This window comes from Brevundimonas sanguinis, from assembly GCF_029636725.1.
Classification (GTDB): domain Bacteria; phylum Pseudomonadota; class Alphaproteobacteria; order Caulobacterales; family Caulobacteraceae; genus Brevundimonas; species Brevundimonas sanguinis.
On the sequence record NZ_CP116770.1, the window covers coordinates 529,923 to 549,491 of the forward strand.

Below are 19,569 nucleotides of genomic sequence, written 5' to 3' on the forward strand. Positions count from 1 at the left end.
CTCACCAACGCGCGGCGAATCTCAGGATGGCGGGCAGGCTGGCGAACGGCGTCGAGCCGTGATCCTCGTCGGCCAGGATGGACAGGGCCGCGCCGGCGGCCCCCGCCAGATCGCGCAGGTTGGAGACCATGCGCCGCGCCAGATGCGGGCCGGGCAGGCCGGGCGCCTCCTCCTGCGCGCCGACGGCCAGGAACAGTTCGCTTTGGGCCTGCGACGGCTGGGCGTCGATGACGGCGGGGTTCCACCAGATCGACGGGCTGAGGGCGGCGAAGCGGGCGAAGGGCGCCGAGCGGGCGCGCGCCTCCAGCACGAACTGGCCGGACATGGAGTGGCCCATCAGAACGGCGCGCGTCGGGTCGGCGCCATGCTGGACCGCCAGCGGCAGGACATCATCGACCAGTCGGCGCAGCAGGCCGGCGCCGCGCGGGGCAGGCGCGCCGTCGCCCCTGTCGGGGCCAGGCGTAAAGGCGAAGGCCCCCACACGCTCGGCGCCGGGGGCCAGGGCCACGCCCATCACCATCATCGGCCCCACGCGCGTCTTTTGCGGGCGGCGGGCCAGGCGGCGCGCGCACTCGGCGGCCGCCGTGAAATAGGCCTCGCCCTCCAACACGATCAGCAGGGGCCAACCCTCAGCCGGCGGCTCGCCGTCGGGCGCGCTCAGCCACAGGGTCAGGCCGGGCGCGTCGCTCTCGGCGGCCAGGCTCAGGGCGCGGCAACCGCCGGACAGGGGCGGCGCGGAGGGCGAAAAGACGCAAGCGGCGGAATCCATGGCTTCACCCTAGCCCATCTCGGCCCCGAGATGTATTGCGACGCAGTCGCTGAATGGAGTGTGCTGTTGGCGAGTCTCGAACCTGTCGCGTCCAAGGCGGCCTCCAGCGCCACGCCCGACGCGATCGCGGCCTATGGGCGCGACGTGCGCTTACGGTTCCTGGCCATCGGCGGGCTGGCGGCTCTGGCCCTGTGCAGCCTGCTGCTGGACGTGGTGACCGGGCCGTCGTCGATGTCGCCTCTGACGGTGCTTCAGGGCGTGTTCGACCCGTCCAGCCTGTCGACGGCCCAGCAGGCCATCGTCTGGCAGGTGCGCCTGCCCTACGCCCTGATGGCGATGATGGTCGGCGCCGCACTGGCTCTGGCCGGGGCCGAGATGCAGACGGTGCTGAACAATCCGCTGGCCAGCCCCTTTACGCTGGGCGTGTCCTCGGCCGCCTCCTTCGGCGCCTCCCTGGCCATCGTGCTTGGGGTGGGGGCCAGCTTCATCGGCGCCGACTGGCTGGTGCCGCTGAACGCCTTCGTCTTCGCTTTCGGCTCGGTGCTGGCGCTTCAGGCCCTGGCGCGGATGAAGGGCTCAGGCGTCGAGAACATCGTCCTGTTCGGCATCGCCCTGGTCTTCGCCTTCAACGCCCTGACGGCGCTGGTGCAGTTCCTGTCCTCGGCCGAGGCGCTGCAGCAGCTGGTGTTCTGGACCATGGGCTCGCTGTCGCGCGCCACCTGGGGCAATGTCGGGGCGCTGGGCGTGGTGCTGGCGGCTGTGGCGCCCTTTTCCCTGCTGTCCTCGCGCGGCCTGACGGCGCTTCGCCTCGGCGAGGACCGGGCCATGAGCTTTGGCGTCGACGTGAAGCGCCTGCGCTTCCTGTCCCTGCTGCGGGTCAGCCTGCTGTCGGCGACGGCCGTGGCCTTCGTCGGCGCCATCGGCTTCATCGGTCTGGTCGGGCCGCACATCGCCCGCCTGCTGGTGGGCGAGGATCACCGCTTCTTCCTGCCCGCCAGCATCCTGTCGGGGGCCGTCATCATGTCGTTGGCCTCGGCGGCGTCCAAGATCATCGTGCCCGGCGTGCTGATGCCGGTCGGCATCGTCACCGCCGTGATCGGGGTGCCGGTCTTCCTGGTGCTGATCTTCCGCAACGGAGGACGGGCATGAGCGGGCTGGACATCCAGAACCTCAGCGCCGGCTATGGCGGCCGTCCCATCGTCGAGGACCTCAGCCTGCCGCCGCTCAGCCCCGGCGAGGTGGTGTCCGTGGTCGGCCCGAACGGCGCGGGCAAAAGCACCTTCCTGCGGGCCCTCGCCGGGCTGATCCCGGCCAAAGGGGCGATCCGGCTGGATGACGCCGAGCTGACCGGCCTGTCGCTGGCCGATCGGGCCAAGCGCGTCACCTACATGCCCCAGACCCTGCCGCAGGGCGTGGCCCTGAGCGTGCTGGAGACGGTGGTCGCCTCGATCCGCGCCACGCCGCTGGGCGGCGCCAGCTTCACCGACCAACAGGCGGTCGAGCGCGCCTATGAGGTGCTGCAACGCATCGGCGCCGAGGCTCTGGCCGGGCAGCGGCTGGACCGGCTGTCTGGCGGCCAGAAGCAGCTGGCGGGCCTGGCCCAGGCCCTGGCGCGCGAGCCGCGCCTGCTGCTGCTGGACGAACCGACCAGCGCGCTCGACCTGCACTATCAATTGCGCGTGCTGGACCTGGCGCGTGAAGCGGCGGCCGAGCGGGGCATGACGGTGATGATCGTGCTGCACGATCTTCAGGCGGCGGCGCGCGTCTCGGACCGGATCGCCGTCATGGCCAAGGGGCGGCTGGTCGCCTTCGGGACGCCCGACGAAGCCGTCACGCCCGCCATCCTGGCCGAGGTCTATCGCGTCTCGGCCCGCGTCCAGCGCTGCGATCGCGGCGTGCTGCAGGTGATGATCGACGACGTGCTGACGAGCTGACCAGTCAGCGTCATCCGACAAAAAGGCCCGGCTGCTTCTGCGGCCGGGCCTTTCCTTATGGGCTCACATCAGGATCAGGGCCGGATCAGCGTCACCACGTCGCCGGTCGGGTCGACCGGGACCGGCGTGCCGGCCGGGGCGCCGCGCGGCAGGCCGCGCGCCTTGTTCGAGACGTAGACGGCGTTGGTCGCGCGATCGATGGCGATCGTCTGGGGGAAGGTGCCGGTCTCAAGGTTCGCCTTCACGGCATAGGTGTCGGAATCCAACACCGTCACCGTGCCCGCCTGACGGTTGGCGACGTAGATCTGCTTGACCGCGCCGTTATAGGCGACGCTCAACGCGCCCGCGCCGGTGGCGACCTTGTGGATCAGGGCGCCGGTGTCGGCGTTCAGCACCGTCAGCTCGCCCGACTTCTGGTTGGCGACGAACAGGCGGCGGCCTTCGGAATCGACGGCGACGTTGATGGCGGAGTCGCCGTGCGACGGCCATTTGCCGACCGTCTCGCCGGTAGCCAGGTCGATGGCGGCGACTTCGTTGCTGGTCATGCCCGTGACGTAGAGGCGGTTGGTCGCCGGATCCAAGGCGGCGCCTGTCAGGCCGCCGACCGTGGCGGTGATGGTGCGATCGACCGTGTTGGTCGCGCCGTCGATGACCCAGATCAGGTTCGGCTTGGCGGCGTCGCCCGCCTCGCCGCCGACGACGCTGACGTAGACCTTGTTGTTCGCCTCATCGACGACGACCTGGCGGACGTGAGCGCCTTCTTCGTCGCCGTTGCGAATGGTGGAGATGACTTCGCCCGTGCGGGCGTTGATGGCCGTGACCGCGCCCGCGCGGGTGTCGGTGCCGTACAGGACCTGCGTGCGGGTGTTCAGGTTCAGGCCGTAGAGCGGATTGGCCGAGACGTCGACCGAGGACTCCGGCGCCAGGCTCTGGCCCTGCAGGCGAACGATCTGGGCCTGATTGGCGCCGCGCGGGCCGACGGCGGCGACATAGAGGTCGTTGTCGGCCGGGTTGAAGACGATCTCATAAAGGCCGCCGGGGGCGACCTTGACGGTCTTCTCGATCGTCTGGGCCGAGGCGGTCGACGCGATCGCCAGGGCGGCGAAGGCGGCGACGGTCATCAGGCCGTGGCGCAGGGTGGTCATGGCGGTTCTCCGTGGTGAAATCAGGCGGCGGAATATCAGGCAGTGGGGACCAGATCGGTCCAGTAGTCCCCGCGATAGGGGACGGCCAGGAAGTCCTTGTTGATCGCGTCCAGCGTCGCGCGCGGGTCCAGATCGGCGAACAGCTCGGGCTGGATCCACTTGGCCAGCACCTCTGTGGCGACGATGTCGATGGGCGAGTTGATCAGCTGGTGCGACAGGCCGTGCACCTTGCCCTCGCGCACCGCCTTCAGGGTCGACAGGCCGCGCCGCCCGGCCCCGCGGCGCAGCGAGGCGCGCGAGGTCTCGGCGTCGTATTTCGGGCCGACGACGAAGCCGCCGGTCTTCTCCAGGTGCGGGCCGCCGGTGGCGATGTAGATGTCGGGATCGCGCTCGACCACGAACTCCAGGTTCAGCTTGCCGGACGGCTGTTTCAGCACCTCGGCGCCGATGTTGCGGGCGCCGACGAAGGTCAGATAGTCGCCGATGTTCCCGGCCCCGACCGAGTTGCAGCAGTCCGGCCCGTTGCCCGCGTGGGCCTCAAGGAAGACGGTCGGCTTCTGCGCGTCCGTCAACCCGGCGACGCGCTCGGCGATGGTTTTCAGCTTCGCCGCGCGGAAGGCGTTGTAGGCTTCGGCCTGTTCCTCGCGGCCGATCATGGCGCCCAGCAGCGACAGGCTGCGCGGCTGGTTCTCGAACGGGTGCTGGAAGAAGTCGATATAGGCGACGCGCACGCCCGCCTGCTCCAGCTGCGCCGTCTGGGCGTCGGTCGGTCCGGAATCCAGCGACACCAGGGCGACCTGCGGCTGGGCGCCCAGCACCGCCTCGACGTTGAAGGCGGCGGCCGAACTGGGCGTCTTGGGCAGGCTGGCCAGCGCCGGGGATTTCTCCAGATAGGCGGCGTAGATTTCCGGGCTGAGTCGGTTCACGTCGCCGGCCCAGGCGGCCAGCAGGCTGACCGGATCGGGGTGGATCAGCGACAGGGCGATCAGGAAACGGCTGTCGTCGATCGACAGCTTCGTCACCGGCGGGGTGATCGCCACGGGTCGGTCGCGCAGGTCCGTCAGCAGCGACGACGGTGCGGCCTCCTCACGCCGCGCGCAAGCGCCGGTTCCGGCGGCTAACAGGGCGGCCGCGCCCAGCAGAAGGGCGCGACGGCCCGGTTTCAATGGGGTCGCAGCTCCGGTCGTCAAGCGTCTCATTCCCATGCATCGTCAAGATGGATGGGATAGTAATAATCACTCGCACTTGCAAGCACATTGATCGGGCATGCTGACGCACGGGGTCCGCCGCGCGAGGGCTCGGATCAGGGGGCGGGCGGCGTCGGCAGGCTGGGCGAAGGCGCCTCGGCCGCGGGCGTAGCCGAGCTCGCCGGCGTCCCCACCAGGAAAGGCCCCAGGGCGAAGGCGGCCGCGGCGGCGCCCGCCGACAGGGCTAGGACCGCGACCACCACATAGGCGGTCATGGCGCGCGCGCGACGGCGGCGGGAACCGCTCGATCTGACGTGCGTGATCAGCACATACTGTCGATTGCTGAAGGCCTCGGAGCCCACGATGTTATGCTGGGACAAGAATACGCTCCCGACTGTCCTGTAGCGGACGAGTCAGAGAGCGGCCCGATAAGGCCAAAGGATGGCGAACGCCGGTCGGATTTTGTAATTCGCCTGCGTTGTCAATGGCCAAGGTTGACGTTGATCGCGCGTCCGCCGCGGGTCTGGACCCGTCGCATCACCACCACGATCTCGTCTCCCGCCTTGACCGGGGAGATCAGGAACCAGCCGCCGTCCGGCAGGCCGGTAAAGCGGAACCCGTTGTCGGTGCAGGCTTCCGCGCGCTCGAACGACCGATAGTCCGCGCCCTGTTCGCCGGCGGAGCGGGCGCGCACCACGGCGGCCGGCACGGCGGCGCGATCGGTCGATCCGTACAGGCGCTGCATGCGCGCGCGGGTGTAGGGGGTGTCGGGGATCAGACCGACATTGCCGACGCACTGGAAGGCGCGGCCGTCCTGAATGAATTCGACGCGGCCGTTGATCGAGCCTTGGCCGGCGCGGGCGGACCAGGCGAAGTCGTCGGCCGTGAACACGGCCGGGCCGCTGGTCCCGCCGCCCATCGGCGTGGTGGCGCAGGCGGCCAGCGTCAGGCCGGCGAGGGCGACGGCGGCGAGGGCGATGCGGCGCGGGCGGCGCGCGTTCGAGGGGCGGTCGGTCATCGTGTGTGGGCTCCGGCTTTGCTCGATCAGGCGTGTTCCGGCATGAGCCCCGTCGCAGGGGTGAGTCAAGGTTGCCCGCCGCCGCAGCCTGTTCCACAAGAGGCGCAGCAGACCGGACGACAGAGGCCGGCCACAGTGTTTTAGGGACTTCATGACCGTCACCATCGACGACATCCGCGAGGCGCAAAAACGCATCGCCGGCCAGGTCGACCGCACGCCCGTCCGTTATTCCCGCCGCCTATCGCAACTGACCGGCGCCGAAATCTGGATCAAGTTCGACAATCTGCACTTCACCGGCAGCTTCAAGGAGCGCGGCGCCCTGAACCGGCTGATGCAGCTGACGCCGGACGAGAAGAAGCGCGGCGTCGTCGCCGCCTCGGCCGGCAACCACGCCCAGGCCCTGGCCTACCATGGCGGCCGCCTCGGCGTGCCGGTGACCATCGTCATGCCCGAGGGCACGCCCTTCGTGAAGGTGGACGGCACCCGCGCCCACGGCGCCAATGTCGTCATCCACGGCCTCGACTTCTCGGCCTCGACCGAGGAGGCCAAGCGGCTCCAGGCCGAGCACGGCTACGTCTTCGTCTCGGCCTTCGACGATGAAGGCATCGTGGCGGGGCAGGGGGTCTGCGGCCTGGAGTTCGTCGAGGACGCGCCCGATCTGGACGCCCTGATCATCCCCATCGGCGGCGGCGGTCTGATCGCCGGCAGCGCCATCGCCGCCAAGGCGATCAAGCCGGACATCAAGATCTTCGGCGTCGAGGCGGCCCGCTATCCCTCCTTCACCGCGCGGCGTCGCGGCGAGCCGGCCAAATGCAGCGGCCAGACCATCGCCGAAGGCATCGCCATCAAGGCGGTGGGCGAGATCCCCTTCGCCCTGGCCGACAGCCTGATTGACGAGGTCTTCGTCTGCGAAGAGGCGGATTTCGAAAAGGGCGTGGCCCTGCTGGCGACGCTGGAGAAGACAGTGGCCGAGGGCGCCGGGGCCGGCGGCCTGGCAGCCATCCTGGCCAATCCCGAGCGCTTCAAGGGCATGAAGATCGGCGTCGAACTGACCGGCGGCAATATCGACGCGCGCATGCTGGCCGTGGTGCTGAACCGCGAAATGGTCCGCGAGAAACGCCTGATCGTCTATCGCATCCTGGGCGACGACCGCCCCGGCATGCTGTCGGCCATGGCCGCCGTGATCGGCGGTCTGGGCGGCAACATCATCGACGTCGTGCACAACCGGCTGGCGCTGGACGTGCCCGCCAAGGGCGCCGAGTTCGACATCATGGTCGAGACCCGCGACGCCCGTCATGCCGAGGAAATCGGCGCCGCCTTGAAGGACCAGGGTTATGAACTTCGCATGGGCTAAACGCCCCGCCGTCGCCGCCCTCGCCGCGACCGCCCTTTTGGCTCTGGCCGCCTGCGGCCGCCCGGCCGCCGCGCCCGAGGACCTGGCCAAGAACGCCGCCGAATCCGCCGCCTTCATGAAGCAGAACGCCTCCGAAGAGGGGGTGAAGACCCTGCCGTCCGGCCTGCAGTACAAGGTCGTGGCCTCCGGTCCGGCGGGCGGCGTCAGTCCCGACCGCAACGACCTGGTCAAGGTCGACTATGAGGGCACGCTGACGGACGGCACGGTGTTCGACAGCTCGTTCAAGCGCGGCGCCCCGGCGGTCTTCTCGCCCGAAGGCGTGGTGCCCGGCTGGACCGAGGCCCTGCAGATGATGAAACCGGGCGACGAGTGGATCCTCTTCCTGCCGCCCGAGCTGGGCTACGGCGAGATGGGCGGCCCGCCGATGATCCCCGGCAACGCCGTGCTGGTGTTCCGCCTCAAGCTGCTGGACGTGGCCCCCGTGCCCGGCGGCGGCCGAGGCGTCGGCCAGGCGATGGGGTAAAGCGTCTTCCTTCTCCTCTTGGGGGAGAAGGTGGGCGCCGCAAGGCGCTCGGATGAGGGGTGTCATCGCGGCGGCCTAAAGGTTTGATCACGCCGTCGCCGCATCCTTGCTGAATGTCGCGTCGACACCCCTCATCCGTCTCGCTGCGCGAGCCACCTTCTCCCTCAAGGGGAGAAGGGCTCTAGATGCGTTCGCTGATCTTGATGGCGGCCTTGCAGCCGACCTTGATGACGCTGCTGAGCAGGCGATAGGCGGGCGCTTCGCGGCTGCCGTGCTCGATGGCGTGGTCGTGGTGAGCCAGTTCCTCTTCGCGGAACTTGGTCAGTTCGGCGGCCAGTTCGGGGTCGCGCTCGCGGACCTCCTCGATCTGGTCGGCGTAGTGTTTCTCGATGACGCTCTCGACCGCCTCGGTGCAGGCGTGGGCGGCCTTCTCCGAAATCAGGGCGGTGCCGGCGCCCAGCGCCGTGGCCGCCAGCTTCCACAGCGGGATCATGGCCGTCGGGCGCACCCGGTTTTCGGTCAGCAGCGCCTCGAAGCGGGCCAGGTGGACGGCCTCGTGCCCTTCCATCTCGGTCAGGTCGGCGGCGATGGCGTCCTTGCCCTTGCGGCCTTCCAGCACGGCGCGCTGGGCGCGGTAGATGTGGACCGCGGCGAACTCGCCCGCATGATCGACGCGCAGGATTTCGGCCAGGCGCGCCTTGTCCTGACCGACGCCGGGGCGCGGCAGGGGAATGCGGCGGGCGGCGGCGATGTCTTTAGCGGATTGGGTCATGACGCCCCTTCTTAGCTCTTGGGCGCGCGCGCGTCCTTGGGACGTTTCGCCGCCAGCAGGCTGATGATAGCCAGCGCCAGGGAGATGACAAAGTTCCAGCCCGCCATCGACAGGCCCGCAAAACTCCACGGCGCGTCGCCGCAGGAAACGAAGGCCGTCCCGCCGCCCGTCCCGTCGATCAGCGCTGTCAGCGCCGACAGGTCGATCGAGGTCGAAGGCGCGGCCATGCAGGTCGCGGGCAGGCTCCACCACTTCAGCTCGCCCCCGGCGTGATAACCCGCCGTGATCGCTCCCGTCAGGAAGACGACGGCCAGCAGGAAGGAGGCGATGCGCGGCGTGCCCCGGCTGGCCCGGCTGAACAGGGCCCAGAAGGTGGCGGCCCCGGCGATGGCGACGGCGGCCCAATAGACCTCGCGCTGCTTCAGGCACAGGCTGCACGGCGGCAGTCCGCCGAACCGCTCGAACGCATGGGCGGCGCCCAGCATGGCCAGGGCGGCGGCCAGGGCGAAGGCCGTCCACCAGCGGGTCAGCAATTTGTAGATCGCGCTCATGTGCGCCTCACAGGAACCGGGCGCCCCTCATAAACCGTGCCGGGAGCGGCGTCGATCAGTGTCCGATAAGCTTGACCATAAAGAAGGCGCCGATCAGCAGCGCCAGGAACAGCACGGTGAACAGGGCCAGACGCTTTTCCACGATCGCCAGCATCGGCGGCCCCCAGCGCTTGAGCACGAAGGCCACCAGGAAGAAGCGGGCGCCGCGCGTCACGACGCACAGGGCGATGAACAGCGCCAGATTGAACTGGAAAATGCCCGAGGCGATGGTGATCAGCTTGAAGGGGATGGGCGTCAGCCCCTTGATCAGGATGACCCAGGCGCCGTGCTGCTGGAACAGGGCCTTGGAGGTCTCGAAGGTGTCGGCCTTGCCCAGCCAGGCCAGCATCTGCAGGCCGACCGGCTCCAGAAAATAGCCGATGGCGTAACCCAAAAGGCCGCCCAGCACCGAGGCGATGGTGCAGACCGTCGCATAGAAATAGCCGCGCTCGGGCTTGGCCAGCACCATCGGCGCCAGCATCACGTCCGGCGGAATCGGGAAGAAGGAGCTCTCGGCGAAGGAGACGACGGCCAGCGAGCGGGTGGCGTGACGATGGCGGGCCAGAGAGAAGACCCAGTCGTAGAGCTTGCGCAGCATTCAGGCGTCCTGATCGAGGCCCCCGCCTCTTGTCATCCCGCCCGATAGCAGGCTGCGCCGATGCGGGCGAGAGGTCAGGGCGCGGCTGCGACACCGGAACGTGCGCCCTTTCCGCTGAAACCCGCCTTGCGCCCCATGCCGCCCCGCCAGTAGGTTCCGCCCCAATCAGCGGCCGCGCCATCACGGTCCCGGCCGCGCCAAACCATAAGAGAGAGGAGACGCGTCATGCAGGACGCCGCCAAACTCGACCAGGAAAACCCCCTTGGCGTCGACGGCTTCGAGTTCGTCGAATTCACCGGCCCCGAGCCCGAGGCGATGATTTCGCGTCTGGAGCTGATGGGCTTCACCCCGACCCATGTGAACCCGGCCAACGATGTTGTGCGCCTGAAGCAGGGCGACATCACCATGCTGGTCCATCGCACCCCCGCCGGACAGGCGGCGGACTTCGCCAAGGATCACGGCCCATCGGCCAACGGCATGGCCTTCCGCGTCGCCGACGCCAAGGCCGCCTATGAAGGCGCGCTGGCGCGCGGCGCCCGCGCCGCCGAGGGCGTGCATGGCGGGGCGCTGGCGCACGACTACCCCTATGTGCTCCAGGGCATCGGCGGCAGCCTGCTCTACGTCATCGACCAATATGGCGAGACCGGCTCCCTCTATGACGCCTGGGACGAGATCGAGGGCTGGGAAGAGGCCGAGCGCAAGAACAGCGTCGGTCTGGAGATCCTGGACCACCTGACCCACAACGTCCGTCGTGGCGAGATGCGGACCTGGTCGGGCTTCTACAACTCGGTGTTCAACTTCGAGGAGCAGAAGTATTTCGACATCAAGGGCAAGGCGACCGGCCTGTTCTCCCAGGCCATGATCGCGCCCGACCGCGCCATCCGCATCCCGCTGAACGAGAGCCAGGACGAGAATTCCCAGATCGAGGAATTCATCCGTCGCTACAACGGCGAAGGCATCCAGCACATCGCCCTGACGACCGAGAACATCTTCGAGACGGTCGAGGCCATGCGCGCGCGCGGCGTCGAGTTCCAGGACACCATCGAGACCTATTTCGAGCTGATCGACAAACGCCTGCCGGGCCACGGCGAGGACGTGGAGCGGATGCGTAAGAACCGCATCCTGATCGACGGTTCGGACGAGGAAGGCCTGCTGCTGCAGATCTTCACTCAGGACACCTTCGGCCCGATCTTCTTCGAGATCATCCAGCGCAAGGGCAATGAAGGCTTCGGCAACGGCAACTTCCAGGCCCTGTTCGACTCGATCGAGCTGGACCAGATCCGTCGCGGCGTCATCAAGGTCGACGCCTGAATGCGGTTCCGGCCGCCGCACTGGCTGCCCTGGCTCGGCCCGCTTCTGGCGGCCGGCGCCGGGGCGCTCGCGGGCGAATACTGGCTGGGGGGCGGGTTCTGGATGGTCCTGATCGCCGCCCTCGTCTGCGGCTTCGCTCCGATCCTGGCCTATCGCGTCTGGCGACGCCTGCATCAGAAACGCTAGCCTTGCTCTCCTCCCCATGGAATGGGGAGGGGGACCGCGAAGCGGTGGAGGGGTCTCTTCAGCGGAACCAAGCAGCCCCTCCATGTCGTCCGCTACGCGTCCGATCCACCTCCCCATGGAATGGGGAGGAGAAACACACTGGGGAGCTTGAAATGAAGTCCATCGCCTTCGCCGCTGCTGCGGCCGCCGCCGTCCTGGCCGCGCCGGCCCTCGCTCAGGAGGGGCCGACCTGGTCGCTGGCCATCCACGGCGGTGCGGGCGTGATCGAGCGCGCCCAACTGAGCCCCGAGCGCGACGCGGCCTATCGCGCCGGGCTGCAGGCGGCGCTGGACGCCGGTTCGGCCGTGCTGGCGCGCGGCGGCTCCTCGCTGGACGCGGTTCAGGCCGCCGTCGAGGTGATGGAGGACAATCCCCTGTTCAACGCCGGGCGCGGCGCCGTCTTCACCTCGGCGGGCAAGAACGAACTGGACGCCGCCGTCATGGACGGCACGGACCTGAACGCCGGGTCCGTCGCGGGCCTGACCCGCACGCGCCACCCCATCGCCGCCGCTCGCGCGGTGATGGAGAAGTCGCCCCACGTCATGCTGATCGGCGAAGGCGCCGAGACCTTCGCCCGCTCGGCGGGTCTGGAAGAGGTCGGCCCCGGCTTCTTCTTCACCGAAAGCCGCTGGCAGGCCCTGCTGAAGGCCCTGCGCGACGCCGGCCAGCCCCTGCCGCCGCGCCCCGAAGGCGCGCCGGCCGAACCGGCCCGTCTAGGCCCGGCCGCGCCCCTGGCCTTCAACCTGCATGAAGCCCCGCTGGACGAGCGCAAGTTCGGCACCGTCGGCGCTGTGGCGATGGACAGCCAGGGCCGCCTGGCCGCCGCCACCTCGACCGGCGGCATGACGGCCAAGCGCTGGGGCCGGGTCGGCGACGTGCCGCTCATCGGCGCTGGGACCTACGCCTCCAACGCCGACGGCTGCGCCGTCTCGGCGACGGGCTCGGGCGAATACTTCATCCGCGCCACCGTGGCCCGCGACATCTGTGCGCGCACCGCCACGGGCGCCTCCGTGCAACAGGCGGCCGACGCCGAGATCGCCGAGGTCGGCTCGATCGGCGGCGACGGCGGGGTCATCGTCATGGGCAAGGACGGCGTACACGCCTTCTCGATGAACACCTCGGGCATGTATCGCGGCGCGGTGTCCTCGACCTCGCCCGCGCGCGTCGCCATCTACGGCGACGAAGAAGCCGCGCGTTGACGCCCATGAAGCCGGGCAGGGGCGATCATTCGGGCGTCGTCGTGCCGCCGCCCGCCATCTATTTCGCCTTCCTGCTCGGCGGCTGGGGGTTGGGCCAGTGGCTGGGCGAGCCGTCGCTCGGTCTGGCGACAGAGGTTCGGCGCGGCCTCGCCCTCGTATTGATCTTGGGCGGCCTGCTGCTGGACGGGGCGGCGGCGGGCTATTTCCGCCGCCTCGGCACCCCGCCCGAGCCGTGGAAGCCGACGACGGTGCTGGCCACCGGCGGCCTCTACCGTTTTAGCCGCAACCCGATCTATCTGGGGTTCGCCATCACCTATCTGGGGCTGGCGGTCGCCATGGACAGTCCGATCGCCCTGGGCCTGCTGATCCCCTGCCTGATCGTGGTCGACCGCTTCGTCATCGCCCGCGAGGAGCGCTATCTGTCCGCCCGTTTCGGCCCCGAGTACGAGGCCTATCGCCAGAAGGTCCGTCGATGGCTGTAAGCCCTGAAACGCCCGAACCCCACGCCGACGAACTGTCGGAAATGGCCATAGAGGAGCTGGACGCCGCCTGCGCCCTGCGCTGGGTCGAGATGAAGGCGATCACCCCCTGGGGCGACACCTATGAGGGCATGGCCCCGTCCGGTCGCGAGGTCGAGGTCGAGCGTCGCTATCTGTGGGCGCACGACCCCGTCGGCGCCATCATCATCGAGGTCGAGGTGCGCGACCCGGCCAAGCGCACCGGCGCCGAAGCGCGCGCCGTCATCAGCCCGCCGGGCGTCCAGACCGTCTGACGCGCCTGCGCCCCTCGCGCAGACTTCCCTCCGGCCCTGCTTCGGATTAGCTTCAGCTCATGAAACTCGCCTCGCTCAAGCACGGCCGTGACGGCCGCCTCGTCGTCGTCTCGAATGACCTGAACTGGTTCACGGACGCCTTCCTGATCGCGCCGACCCTGCAGGCGGCGCTGGACGACTGGGAGCGGTGCGAGCCGCTGCTGCGCGCCCTGGCCGAAAGCCTGGAGCATGAAGCCGTGCCGCGCGGCCGTTTCCGCGAGCACGAGGCCGCCGCCCCCCTGCCGCGCGCCTATCAGTGGGCCGACGGCTCGGCCTACGTGAACCACGTCGAACTGGTGCGCAAAGCCCGCGGCGCCGAGATGCCTGAGAGCTTCTGGACCGATCCGCTGATGTATCAGGGCGGCTCCGACGGCTTCCTGTCGCCGCGCGACGCCATCCCGCTGAAGGACGAGGCCTGGGGCTGCGATCTTGAAGCCGAGATCGTGGTCGTCACCGGCGACGTAGCCCTGGGCGCCACGCGCGAAGAGGCCCTGGCCTCGATCCGCCTGGTCGGCCTGGTCAACGACGTCAGCTTGCGCAACCTGATCCCGGGCGAACTGGCCAAGGGCTTCGGCTTCGTCCAGTCCAAGCCAGCCAGCGCCCTGTCGCCGGTCTTCGTCACGCCCGATGCGCTGGGCGACCGCTGGAAAGACGGCAAGCTGTCCGGCGCCCTGCTGGTTCAGGTCAACGGCCAGGACTTCGGCCGCGCCGACGCGGGCGTCGACATGACCTTCGACTTCGGGACCCTGATCGCCCACCTGGCCAAGACCCGCGCTCTGGGCGCCGGAACCGTCATCGGCTCGGGCACGGTGTCGAACAAGGACGCCGACGGCGGCCCCGGCAAGCCGGTGTCCGAAGGCGGTCTGGGCTACAGCTGCATCGCCGAGATCCGCACCGTCGAGACGATCCAAAGCGGCGCCGCCAAGACGCCCTTCCTCAAGCACGGCGACACCGTCCGCATTGAAATGCTGGACGACAAGAACCGCACCGTCTTCGGCGCCATCGAACAGACGGTCGAGCCGGCCTGAGCAACCCGATAAAAACTGGCGACGGCTGCGCTTCATCGATTGACGCGACCTCAGCCGTCGCTAGATTGCGCCGCCTTGAGCCAGGCCGTGCCGGTGTGGTGGAATTGGTAGACGCGCCGGACTCAAAATCCGGTTCCGCAAGGAGTGTCGGTTCGAGTCCGACCACCGGCACCACCGGCCCCTGAGCCGGCTTCCAGACAATATCCAAATGTTCCGTCGCGAAGGCGTTCGCGGCGCAGCTTGCGCGCGACTTGCGCATTCAAGGCAAGACAGCCCTTGAACAACCGGACACCCGTGTCCACTTAGCGCGCCATGACCCGTCCGTTGCGACAAGACGCCGCAGAACGTCGTGAGAAGCTGCTTCAGGCGGCGCAGGCCGCCTTTGCGCGCGACGGGCTGGATGCGCCGCTGCACCTGATCGCCGAGCACGCGGGGGTCGGGCGGGCGACCCTGTATCGAAACTTCGCCGATCGCTCCGAGCTGGCCCTGGCGGTTTTCCTGAAGCAGATCGACGACCTGGCGGGGCGCACCCGCGCGCGGCTGGACGATCCGGACGTCTTCATCTGGTTCCTGGAGCAGATGACCCGGCTGATGCTGGACAGCGCGGGCCTGTCCAGCGCGATCCGCGATCTGAAGGACGAGGCTCTGGCCCCGATCCGTCAGGGTTTAAAGGCCGCCGGCGCCGAGGCCCTGGCCGTGTCCCAGGCGGCGGGGCGGGTGCGGCCGGATCTGAGCGTCGAGGATATCCGCGTCCTGGCCCTAATGCTGGGCGCCCCGTCGCGGACGGCGCCGGCGAAGGCGCGCGAGGCGCTCAGCCTGCGGTCCCTGGCCCTGGTGCTGGACGCGGTGCGGCCGCGTGGCGAGGCCGCATGAGCCGCCGTCACTGGGACCTGCCGTGGGAGGATTACCTCGCCACCCTGAAGCCGCACGAGCGGCCGGTCCTGCCCGGTTCGCCCGCGACGCCGGATCACACGACGCCCTGGCGGCTGGCCTACGCCTTCGTCGGGGTGCTGGTGGCCCTGACCGGCAGTCTGGGCAACGCCGCCGTGACGGCCGACCTGCCGCAACTGGCCGGGGCCCTGGGCGTGACCATGACCGAGGCGGCCTGGCTGCCCGTGGTGTTCGTCATGACCAACGCCTGCATGAACCTGCTGCTGGTCAAGTTCCGCATGCAATACGGCCTGCGCCTGTTCACCGAGATCATCCTGGTCGTCTTCCTGGCCACGGCGGCGGCGCATCTGTTCCTGGAGGATTTCGGCTCGACCCTGGTCGTGCGCGGCGTGGCCGGGATGGCGGCGGCGGGGATGTCGACCCTCGGCATCCTCTACATCATCCAGGCCTTTCCAGCGCAGCACCGGCTGAAGGGCATTATCATCGGCGTCGGCCTGTCCAGTCTGGCCATTCCGCTGGCGCGGCTGGGCGTCATGCGCCTGCTGGATCTGGATCAGTGGCGGGCGTTCTACATGTTCGAGCTGGGGTTGGTGCTGGTCGCCCTGCCCGCCGTCTTCGCCCTGAAGATGCCGCCGTCGCAGCGTGTGCGCGTGTTTGAGAAACTGGACTTCGTCACCTTCGCCCTGTTCGCGCCGGGGGTGGCCCTGCTGACGGCGGTGCTGGGGCTGGGGCGCGTCGTCTGGTGGACCGAGGCGGCGTGGATCGGCTGGGCCCTGGTCGGGGCGATCCTGCTGCTGACCGCCGCCGCCCTGATCGAATACAACCGGACCAACCCGCTGATCGACCTCAAGTGGCTGGCGGGCCGGGACTTGGTGCGGCTGCTGCTGGCCATCCTGCTGGTGCGGATCGTCCTGTCGGAACAGACCACCGGCGCGGTCGGCTTCCTGCAACAGATGGGGCTGGTCCCGCAGCAGATGCAGGGCCTGTTCCTGGTCATGCTGGTCGCCACGGCGGCCGGGACGCTGGTCAGCGCCTTCACCCTCAATCCGATGAAGCTGTGGAAGCCGATCTCGATCGCCCTGGTCATGATCGCCGTCGGCGCCTTCATCGACAGCCACGCCACCGTGCTGACGCGCCCGACCCAGCTCTATTTCAGCCAGGCGCTTCTGGCCTTCGCCGCCGCTTTCTTCATCGGCCCGACGATGATCCTGGGCTTCGGCCAGGTGCTGCAGGGCGGGGGCAAGAACATGGTCAGCTTCATTGTCCTGTTCTCGATCGGCCAGAACGTCGGCGGACTGATGGGCTCGGCCCTGGTCGGCACGATCCAGACCCTGCGCGAGAAGTTTCACTCCAGCCAACTGTCCGAGAGCATCGGCCTGGGCGATCCGGAGACCGTGCTGCGCCTGCAGCAGTTGGGCGGCGCCTACGCCCACGTCATCGGCGACGCAGCCCAGCGTCAGGGCGCGGCCCTGCGCCTGCTGCAGCAGCAGGTCAGCCAGCAGGCCCAGGTGCTGGCCTACAACGACGTCTTCCTGCTGATCTCGGGGGCCGCCGCGATCGGCGCCGCCTGGGTCGCCCTGAACCACTACCGGCCCAGGCTGGAGGCGCGCCGCGCCGCCCGCCTGGCCCAGACGCAAGCCTCCGACGCCGCCGCCTCCGTCGCGGCGGCCGTCGATTGAACCGGACAAGACCATGACCGACGCCGCCCCCCCGCCGTCCGCTGCCGCCGCGCCTCCTGCGTCCCCTCCGTCTGGGCCGACTCCTGCCGCGCCGCCGCCGTCCAACGGTCGTCGCGTGATGTGGAGCGTGGCCCTGATCGCCATGGCGCTGGTGGGGATCGGCCTGATCCTTCACGCCTGGCGCCTGCCGCCCTTCCCGGGCGGGCCGCAGACGACGGACAACGCCTATGTGCGCGGTCAGGTGACCATCATCAGCCCTCAGGTCAGCGGCTATGTGACCTCGGTCGAGGTGCAGGACTTCCAGACGGTGAAGCAGGGACAACTTCTGGCGACCATCGACGATCGCATCTATCGCCAGCGGCTGGAGCAGGCGCAGGCCTCCCTGCACGCGGCCGAGGCGGCGCTGGCCAACTCCGCCCAGAGCCAGGCCTCGGCGCGCGGATCGGTGGCCCAGACGCGCGCCGCCATCGCCGCCGCCCAGTCGGCCGTGACCAAGGCCCGCGCCGACGCCACGCGGGTTGGCGCCCTTTTCGAGGGCGGCTGGGTCGCCCAGGCCCAGGTGGACACGGCCCAGAACGCCCTGCGCGCCGCCGAGGCCCAGCTGGCGCAGGCCCGCGCCGCCGAGGAGGTGGCCCAGACCGGCGTCACCTCGGCCGTGGTCGGCAAGGGCTCGCTGGAGGCCGCCGTCGAGAACGCCCGCGCCCAGGTGCGTCTGGCGCAGATCGATCTGGACAATACGCGCATCACCGCGCCGCGCGACGGCCGGCTGGGCGAGGTGACCGTGCGTCAGGGCCAGCAGGCCGCGGTCGGGACGCAGTTCATGGCGCTGGTCCCCGACGTGGTCTGGGTCACGGCCAATATGAAGGAGACGCAGATGCGCGACGTGCGCGTCGGCCAGCCTGTCGAGATCACGGTCGACGCTCTGGGCGGTCGCGTCCTGACCGGCAAGGTCGAGCGCATCTCGCCCGCGACCGGCTCCGAGTTCAGCGTCATCCGCCCCGACAACGCCACCGGCAATTTCACCAAGGTGGCCCAGCGCATCCCCGTCCGCATCGCCGTCGATCCGGGGCAGGAGGGCGTCGAGCGCCTGTCGCCCGGCATGTCGGTGACGGCCCGGATCAAGGTGAAGGACTAGGCGGCGGGCGTTAGACTCGGCGCAAAAGGAGCGCCTGACTTTTTGTTGCAGTGCGGAAAACTTCGCCGGTCCGGGGTTGCGTCAGCCTGACGCAGGCCGCATCTGGAGCCGATGACCAGCGCCCCTTCTCCCGCGATCAAGACTCCGTCCAAGGGGCCGGGCTTCGCTGAATTCGTCTGCCTGATCGCCGTGATGATGGCGCTGAACGCTTTGGCGATCGACGCCATGCTGCCGGCCTTGCCGCACATCGGCGAGGATCTGGGCGTGACCAATGAGAACAGCCGCCAGTGGGTGATCACCGCCTATCTGCTCGGTTTCGGCGTGGCGCAGCTGTTCTATGGGCCGCTGTCGGACCGTTATGGGCGGCGACCGGCCCTGTTCGCGGGCATCGGCGTCTATGTCGTCTTCAGCATTCTGGCGGCCTTCGCCCATACGTTCGACATGCTGATCCTGTCGCGGATCGGCATGGGGATCGGCGCGGCGGCGACGCGGGTTCTGGCCGTGTCCATTGTGCGCGACCGCTATGTCGGACGGACGATGGCGCGCGTCATGTCGCTCAGCTTCCTGGTCTTTCTGGGCGTGCCGATCATCGCGCCCGCGATGGGTCAGCTGGTCATGCTGGTGGCGCCCTGGCCGTGGATCTTCGGCGTCTTCGCCCTGTCGGGCGGGGCCTTCCTGATTTGGGCGGGCCTGCGTCTGCCCGAGACGCTGCATCCCGAAGACCGGATGCCGATCGACATCAGCCGGATCGCCGCCGCCTTCCGCTTCGCCTTCACCCACCGTCAGGGCATGGGCTACACCCTGGCCATGACCGTCATCAGCGGGGCGCTGTTCGGCTTCATCAACTCCTCGCAGCAGATCTTCTTCGACGTGTTCAAGGCGCCGGGCCTGTTCCCGGTGGTCTTCGCCCTGGTGGCGGCGGGCATCGCCGTGGCCTCGATCATGAACGCGCGTCTGGTCGAGAAGCTGGGCTCGCGCCTGATCGCCCACGCCGCCCTGATCGGCTTCATCGGCTTCAGCGTCCTGCACGCCGTGATCGCCTGGCTGGGCCATGACAGCCTGTGGATGTTCGCCGCCATGCAGGCCTGCAAGATGTTCTGCTTCGGCTTCATCGCCGGCAACTTCGGCGCCATGGCCATGGAGCCGATGGGCCATATCGCCGGCACGGCCTCTTCGGCCCAGGGCTTCATCTCCTCCATCGGCGGCGCCCTGCTGGGCTTCGCCATCGGCCAGCAGTTCGACGGCACGACGGTGCCGATGACGGTCGGCTTCGCCCTGCTGGGCGTGGCGGCTCTGGCCCTGGTTCTGGCGGCCGAGCAGGGGCGGCTGTTCAAGGCCCGCCATCTGCCGCCGGTTGTCGCCGAGACTTGATCTTTCGGCCGCGAGGGAGCCTCTTCGGG

Annotated in this window: 22 protein-coding genes and 1 tRNA gene; 15 read left to right on the plus strand and 8 right to left on the minus strand. The window is 69.2% G+C overall.

What is annotated here, in order from left to right; all coding sequences use genetic code 11:
* Position 1: 1 nt before the first annotated feature.
* Positions 2–769 (minus strand): alpha/beta hydrolase, encoded by a 768-nt coding sequence (locus PIB44_RS02580; protein WP_278070307.1) that lies wholly within the window; start codon positions 767–769, stop codon positions 2–4.
* 60 nt (positions 770–829) lie between these two features.
* Between PIB44_RS02580 and PIB44_RS02585 the strand changes: the two genes are divergently transcribed.
* Complete coding sequence (locus PIB44_RS02585) at positions 830–1,918, plus strand: FecCD family ABC transporter permease (RefSeq protein WP_278070308.1); 1,089 nt, start codon at positions 830–832, stop codon at positions 1,916–1,918.
* Positions 1,915–2,703 (plus strand): ABC transporter ATP-binding protein, encoded by a 789-nt coding sequence (locus PIB44_RS02590; protein WP_278070309.1) that lies wholly within the window; start codon positions 1,915–1,917, stop codon positions 2,701–2,703. The genes PIB44_RS02585 and PIB44_RS02590 overlap by 4 nt, the downstream gene beginning before the upstream one ends.
* Before the next feature lie 74 nt (positions 2,704–2,777).
* On the opposite strand, the gene PIB44_RS02595 is transcribed toward PIB44_RS02590, so the two are convergent.
* The 4 genes from PIB44_RS02595 to PIB44_RS02610 form a co-directional block, all read right to left on the minus strand.
* A complete protein-coding gene (locus PIB44_RS02595; RefSeq protein WP_253122984.1) occupies positions 2,778–3,848 on the minus strand; it encodes a YncE family protein in 1,071 nt (356 codons plus the stop codon).
* A 35-nt stretch (positions 3,849–3,883) separates the two neighbouring features.
* Complete coding sequence (locus tag PIB44_RS02600) at positions 3,884–5,047, minus strand: ABC transporter substrate-binding protein (RefSeq protein ID WP_278070310.1); 1,164 nt, start codon at positions 5,045–5,047, stop codon at positions 3,884–3,886.
* 104 nt (positions 5,048–5,151) lie between these two features.
* Positions 5,152–5,415 carry a hypothetical protein gene (locus tag PIB44_RS02605; protein ID WP_025976159.1) on the minus strand — a complete coding sequence of 88 codons (264 nt, stop codon included), beginning with the start codon at positions 5,413–5,415 and terminating at the stop codon, positions 5,152–5,154.
* Positions 5,416–5,516: 101 nt separating this feature from the next.
* Positions 5,517–6,053 carry a hypothetical protein gene (locus PIB44_RS02610; protein WP_025976160.1) on the minus strand — a complete coding sequence of 179 codons (537 nt, stop codon included), beginning with the start codon at positions 6,051–6,053 and terminating at the stop codon, positions 5,517–5,519.
* 151 nt (positions 6,054–6,204) lie between these two features.
* On the opposite strand from PIB44_RS02610, the gene PIB44_RS02615 reads away from it, so the two are divergent.
* Both PIB44_RS02615 and PIB44_RS02620 read left to right on the plus strand, forming a co-directional pair.
* The gene (locus PIB44_RS02615) at positions 6,205–7,407 is read left to right on the plus strand and encodes a threonine ammonia-lyase (RefSeq protein ID WP_134582235.1); all 1,203 of its coding nucleotides are present in this window, start codon (positions 6,205–6,207) and stop codon (positions 7,405–7,407) included.
* Positions 7,388–7,930 (plus strand): FKBP-type peptidyl-prolyl cis-trans isomerase, encoded by a 543-nt coding sequence (locus tag PIB44_RS02620; RefSeq protein ID WP_025976162.1) that lies wholly within the window; start codon positions 7,388–7,390, stop codon positions 7,928–7,930. Before PIB44_RS02615 ends, PIB44_RS02620 begins: the two co-directional genes overlap by 20 nt.
* Before the next feature lie 181 nt (positions 7,931–8,111).
* Here PIB44_RS02620 and PIB44_RS02625 read toward each other — a convergent pair whose 3' ends face one another.
* The 3 genes from PIB44_RS02625 to PIB44_RS02635 are packed head-to-tail and all read right to left on the minus strand — an operon-like array spanning position 8,112 to position 9,890.
* Entirely contained in the window at positions 8,112–8,702 is a 591-nt protein-coding gene (locus PIB44_RS02625) for a demethoxyubiquinone hydroxylase family protein (RefSeq protein WP_278070311.1), read from the minus strand.
* A gap of 11 nt (positions 8,703–8,713) precedes the next feature.
* Positions 8,714–9,253, minus strand: a complete 540-nt coding sequence (locus tag PIB44_RS02630) for a disulfide bond formation protein B (RefSeq protein ID WP_025976164.1) — start codon at positions 9,251–9,253, stop codon at positions 8,714–8,716.
* A 55-nt stretch (positions 9,254–9,308) separates the two neighbouring features.
* Positions 9,309–9,890: a YqaA family protein gene (locus PIB44_RS02635; protein WP_278070312.1), complete on the minus strand. Its 582-nt coding sequence runs from the start codon at positions 9,888–9,890 to the stop codon at positions 9,309–9,311.
* A gap of 225 nt (positions 9,891–10,115) precedes the next feature.
* Between PIB44_RS02635 and hppD the strand changes: the two genes are divergently transcribed.
* The 11 genes from hppD (at position 10,116) to PIB44_RS02690 (ending at position 19,540) form a co-directional block, all read left to right on the plus strand.
* Positions 10,116–11,201 (plus strand): 4-hydroxyphenylpyruvate dioxygenase, encoded by a 1,086-nt coding sequence (gene hppD / locus PIB44_RS02640; protein WP_278070313.1) that lies wholly within the window; start codon positions 10,116–10,118, stop codon positions 11,199–11,201.
* Positions 11,202–11,387 (plus strand): hypothetical protein, encoded by a 186-nt coding sequence (locus PIB44_RS02645; RefSeq protein ID WP_025976167.1) that lies wholly within the window; start codon positions 11,202–11,204, stop codon positions 11,385–11,387.
* Positions 11,388–11,539: 152 nt separating this feature from the next.
* Positions 11,540–12,625, plus strand: a complete 1,086-nt coding sequence (locus tag PIB44_RS02650) for an isoaspartyl peptidase/L-asparaginase family protein (RefSeq protein WP_278070314.1) — start codon at positions 11,540–11,542, stop codon at positions 12,623–12,625.
* Between the two features lie 5 nt (positions 12,626–12,630).
* Positions 12,631–13,107: a methyltransferase family protein gene (locus tag PIB44_RS02655; protein WP_278070953.1), complete on the plus strand. Its 477-nt coding sequence runs from the start codon at positions 12,631–12,633 to the stop codon at positions 13,105–13,107.
* Positions 13,098–13,397 (plus strand): hypothetical protein, encoded by a 300-nt coding sequence (locus tag PIB44_RS02660; RefSeq protein ID WP_025976170.1) that lies wholly within the window; start codon positions 13,098–13,100, stop codon positions 13,395–13,397. The genes PIB44_RS02655 and PIB44_RS02660 overlap by 10 nt, the downstream gene beginning before the upstream one ends.
* Positions 13,398–13,456: 59 nt before the next feature.
* Entirely contained in the window at positions 13,457–14,464 is a 1,008-nt protein-coding gene (locus PIB44_RS02665) for a fumarylacetoacetate hydrolase family protein (protein WP_278070315.1), read from the plus strand.
* Between the two features lie 89 nt (positions 14,465–14,553).
* Positions 14,554–14,638: transfer RNA gene (locus PIB44_RS02670), tRNA-Leu, on the plus strand.
* Between the two features lie 138 nt (positions 14,639–14,776).
* On the plus strand, positions 14,777–15,337 hold the full coding sequence (locus PIB44_RS02675; protein WP_278070316.1) for an SbtR family transcriptional regulator: 561 nt from the start codon (positions 14,777–14,779) through the stop codon (positions 15,335–15,337).
* The gene (locus tag PIB44_RS02680; protein ID WP_278070317.1) at positions 15,334–17,034 is read left to right on the plus strand and encodes an efflux MFS transporter permease; all 1,701 of its coding nucleotides are present in this window, start codon (positions 15,334–15,336) and stop codon (positions 17,032–17,034) included. The genes PIB44_RS02675 and PIB44_RS02680 overlap by 4 nt, the downstream gene beginning before the upstream one ends.
* 13 nt (positions 17,035–17,047) lie before the next feature.
* On the plus strand, positions 17,048–18,169 hold the full coding sequence (locus tag PIB44_RS02685; RefSeq protein WP_278070318.1) for an HlyD family secretion protein: 1,122 nt from the start codon (positions 17,048–17,050) through the stop codon (positions 18,167–18,169).
* 111 nt (positions 18,170–18,280) lie between these two features.
* Positions 18,281–19,540 (plus strand): multidrug effflux MFS transporter, encoded by a 1,260-nt coding sequence (locus PIB44_RS02690; protein WP_278070319.1) that lies wholly within the window; start codon positions 18,281–18,283, stop codon positions 19,538–19,540.
* Positions 19,541–19,569: the final 29 nt, after the last annotated feature.

Excerpts from the sequence above, each read along its gene's own strand:
- PIB44_RS02635 (WP_278070312.1), bottom strand. The coding sequence starts at position 9,890 with ATGCTGCGCAAGCTCTACGACTGGGTCTTCTCTCTGGCCCGCCATCGT.
- PIB44_RS02590 (WP_278070309.1), top strand. The coding sequence starts at position 1,915 with ATGAGCGGGCTGGACATCCAGAACCTCAGCGCCGGCTATGGCGGCCGT.
- PIB44_RS02615 (WP_134582235.1), top strand. The coding sequence starts at position 6,205 with ATGACCGTCACCATCGACGACATCCGCGAGGCGCAAAAACGCATCGCC.
- PIB44_RS02580 (WP_278070307.1), bottom strand. The coding sequence starts at position 769 with ATGGATTCCGCCGCTTGCGTCTTTTCGCCCTCCGCGCCGCCCCTGTCC.
- PIB44_RS02665 (WP_278070315.1), top strand. The coding sequence starts at position 13,457 with ATGAAACTCGCCTCGCTCAAGCACGGCCGTGACGGCCGCCTCGTCGTC.
- PIB44_RS02645 (WP_025976167.1), top strand. The coding sequence starts at position 11,202 with ATGCGGTTCCGGCCGCCGCACTGGCTGCCCTGGCTCGGCCCGCTTCTG.
- PIB44_RS02685 (WP_278070318.1), top strand. The coding sequence starts at position 17,048 with ATGACCGACGCCGCCCCCCCGCCGTCCGCTGCCGCCGCGCCTCCTGCG.
- PIB44_RS02600 (WP_278070310.1), bottom strand. The coding sequence starts at position 5,047 with ATGAGACGCTTGACGACCGGAGCTGCGACCCCATTGAAACCGGGCCGT.
- PIB44_RS02650 (WP_278070314.1), top strand. The coding sequence starts at position 11,540 with ATGAAGTCCATCGCCTTCGCCGCTGCTGCGGCCGCCGCCGTCCTGGCC.
- PIB44_RS02660 (WP_025976170.1), top strand. The coding sequence starts at position 13,098 with ATGGCTGTAAGCCCTGAAACGCCCGAACCCCACGCCGACGAACTGTCG.
- hppD (WP_278070313.1), top strand. The coding sequence starts at position 10,116 with ATGCAGGACGCCGCCAAACTCGACCAGGAAAACCCCCTTGGCGTCGAC.
- PIB44_RS02620 (WP_025976162.1), top strand. The coding sequence starts at position 7,388 with ATGAACTTCGCATGGGCTAAACGCCCCGCCGTCGCCGCCCTCGCCGCG.
- PIB44_RS02655 (WP_278070953.1), top strand. The coding sequence starts at position 12,631 with ATGAAGCCGGGCAGGGGCGATCATTCGGGCGTCGTCGTGCCGCCGCCC.
- PIB44_RS02630 (WP_025976164.1), bottom strand. The coding sequence starts at position 9,253 with ATGAGCGCGATCTACAAATTGCTGACCCGCTGGTGGACGGCCTTCGCC.
- PIB44_RS02690 (WP_278070319.1), top strand. The coding sequence starts at position 18,281 with ATGACCAGCGCCCCTTCTCCCGCGATCAAGACTCCGTCCAAGGGGCCG.
- PIB44_RS02680 (WP_278070317.1), top strand. The coding sequence starts at position 15,334 with ATGAGCCGCCGTCACTGGGACCTGCCGTGGGAGGATTACCTCGCCACC.
- PIB44_RS02625 (WP_278070311.1), bottom strand. The coding sequence starts at position 8,702 with ATGACCCAATCCGCTAAAGACATCGCCGCCGCCCGCCGCATTCCCCTG.
- PIB44_RS02595 (WP_253122984.1), bottom strand. The coding sequence starts at position 3,848 with ATGACCACCCTGCGCCACGGCCTGATGACCGTCGCCGCCTTCGCCGCC.
- PIB44_RS02610 (WP_025976160.1), bottom strand. The coding sequence starts at position 6,053 with ATGACCGACCGCCCCTCGAACGCGCGCCGCCCGCGCCGCATCGCCCTC.
- PIB44_RS02675 (WP_278070316.1), top strand. The coding sequence starts at position 14,777 with ATGACCCGTCCGTTGCGACAAGACGCCGCAGAACGTCGTGAGAAGCTG.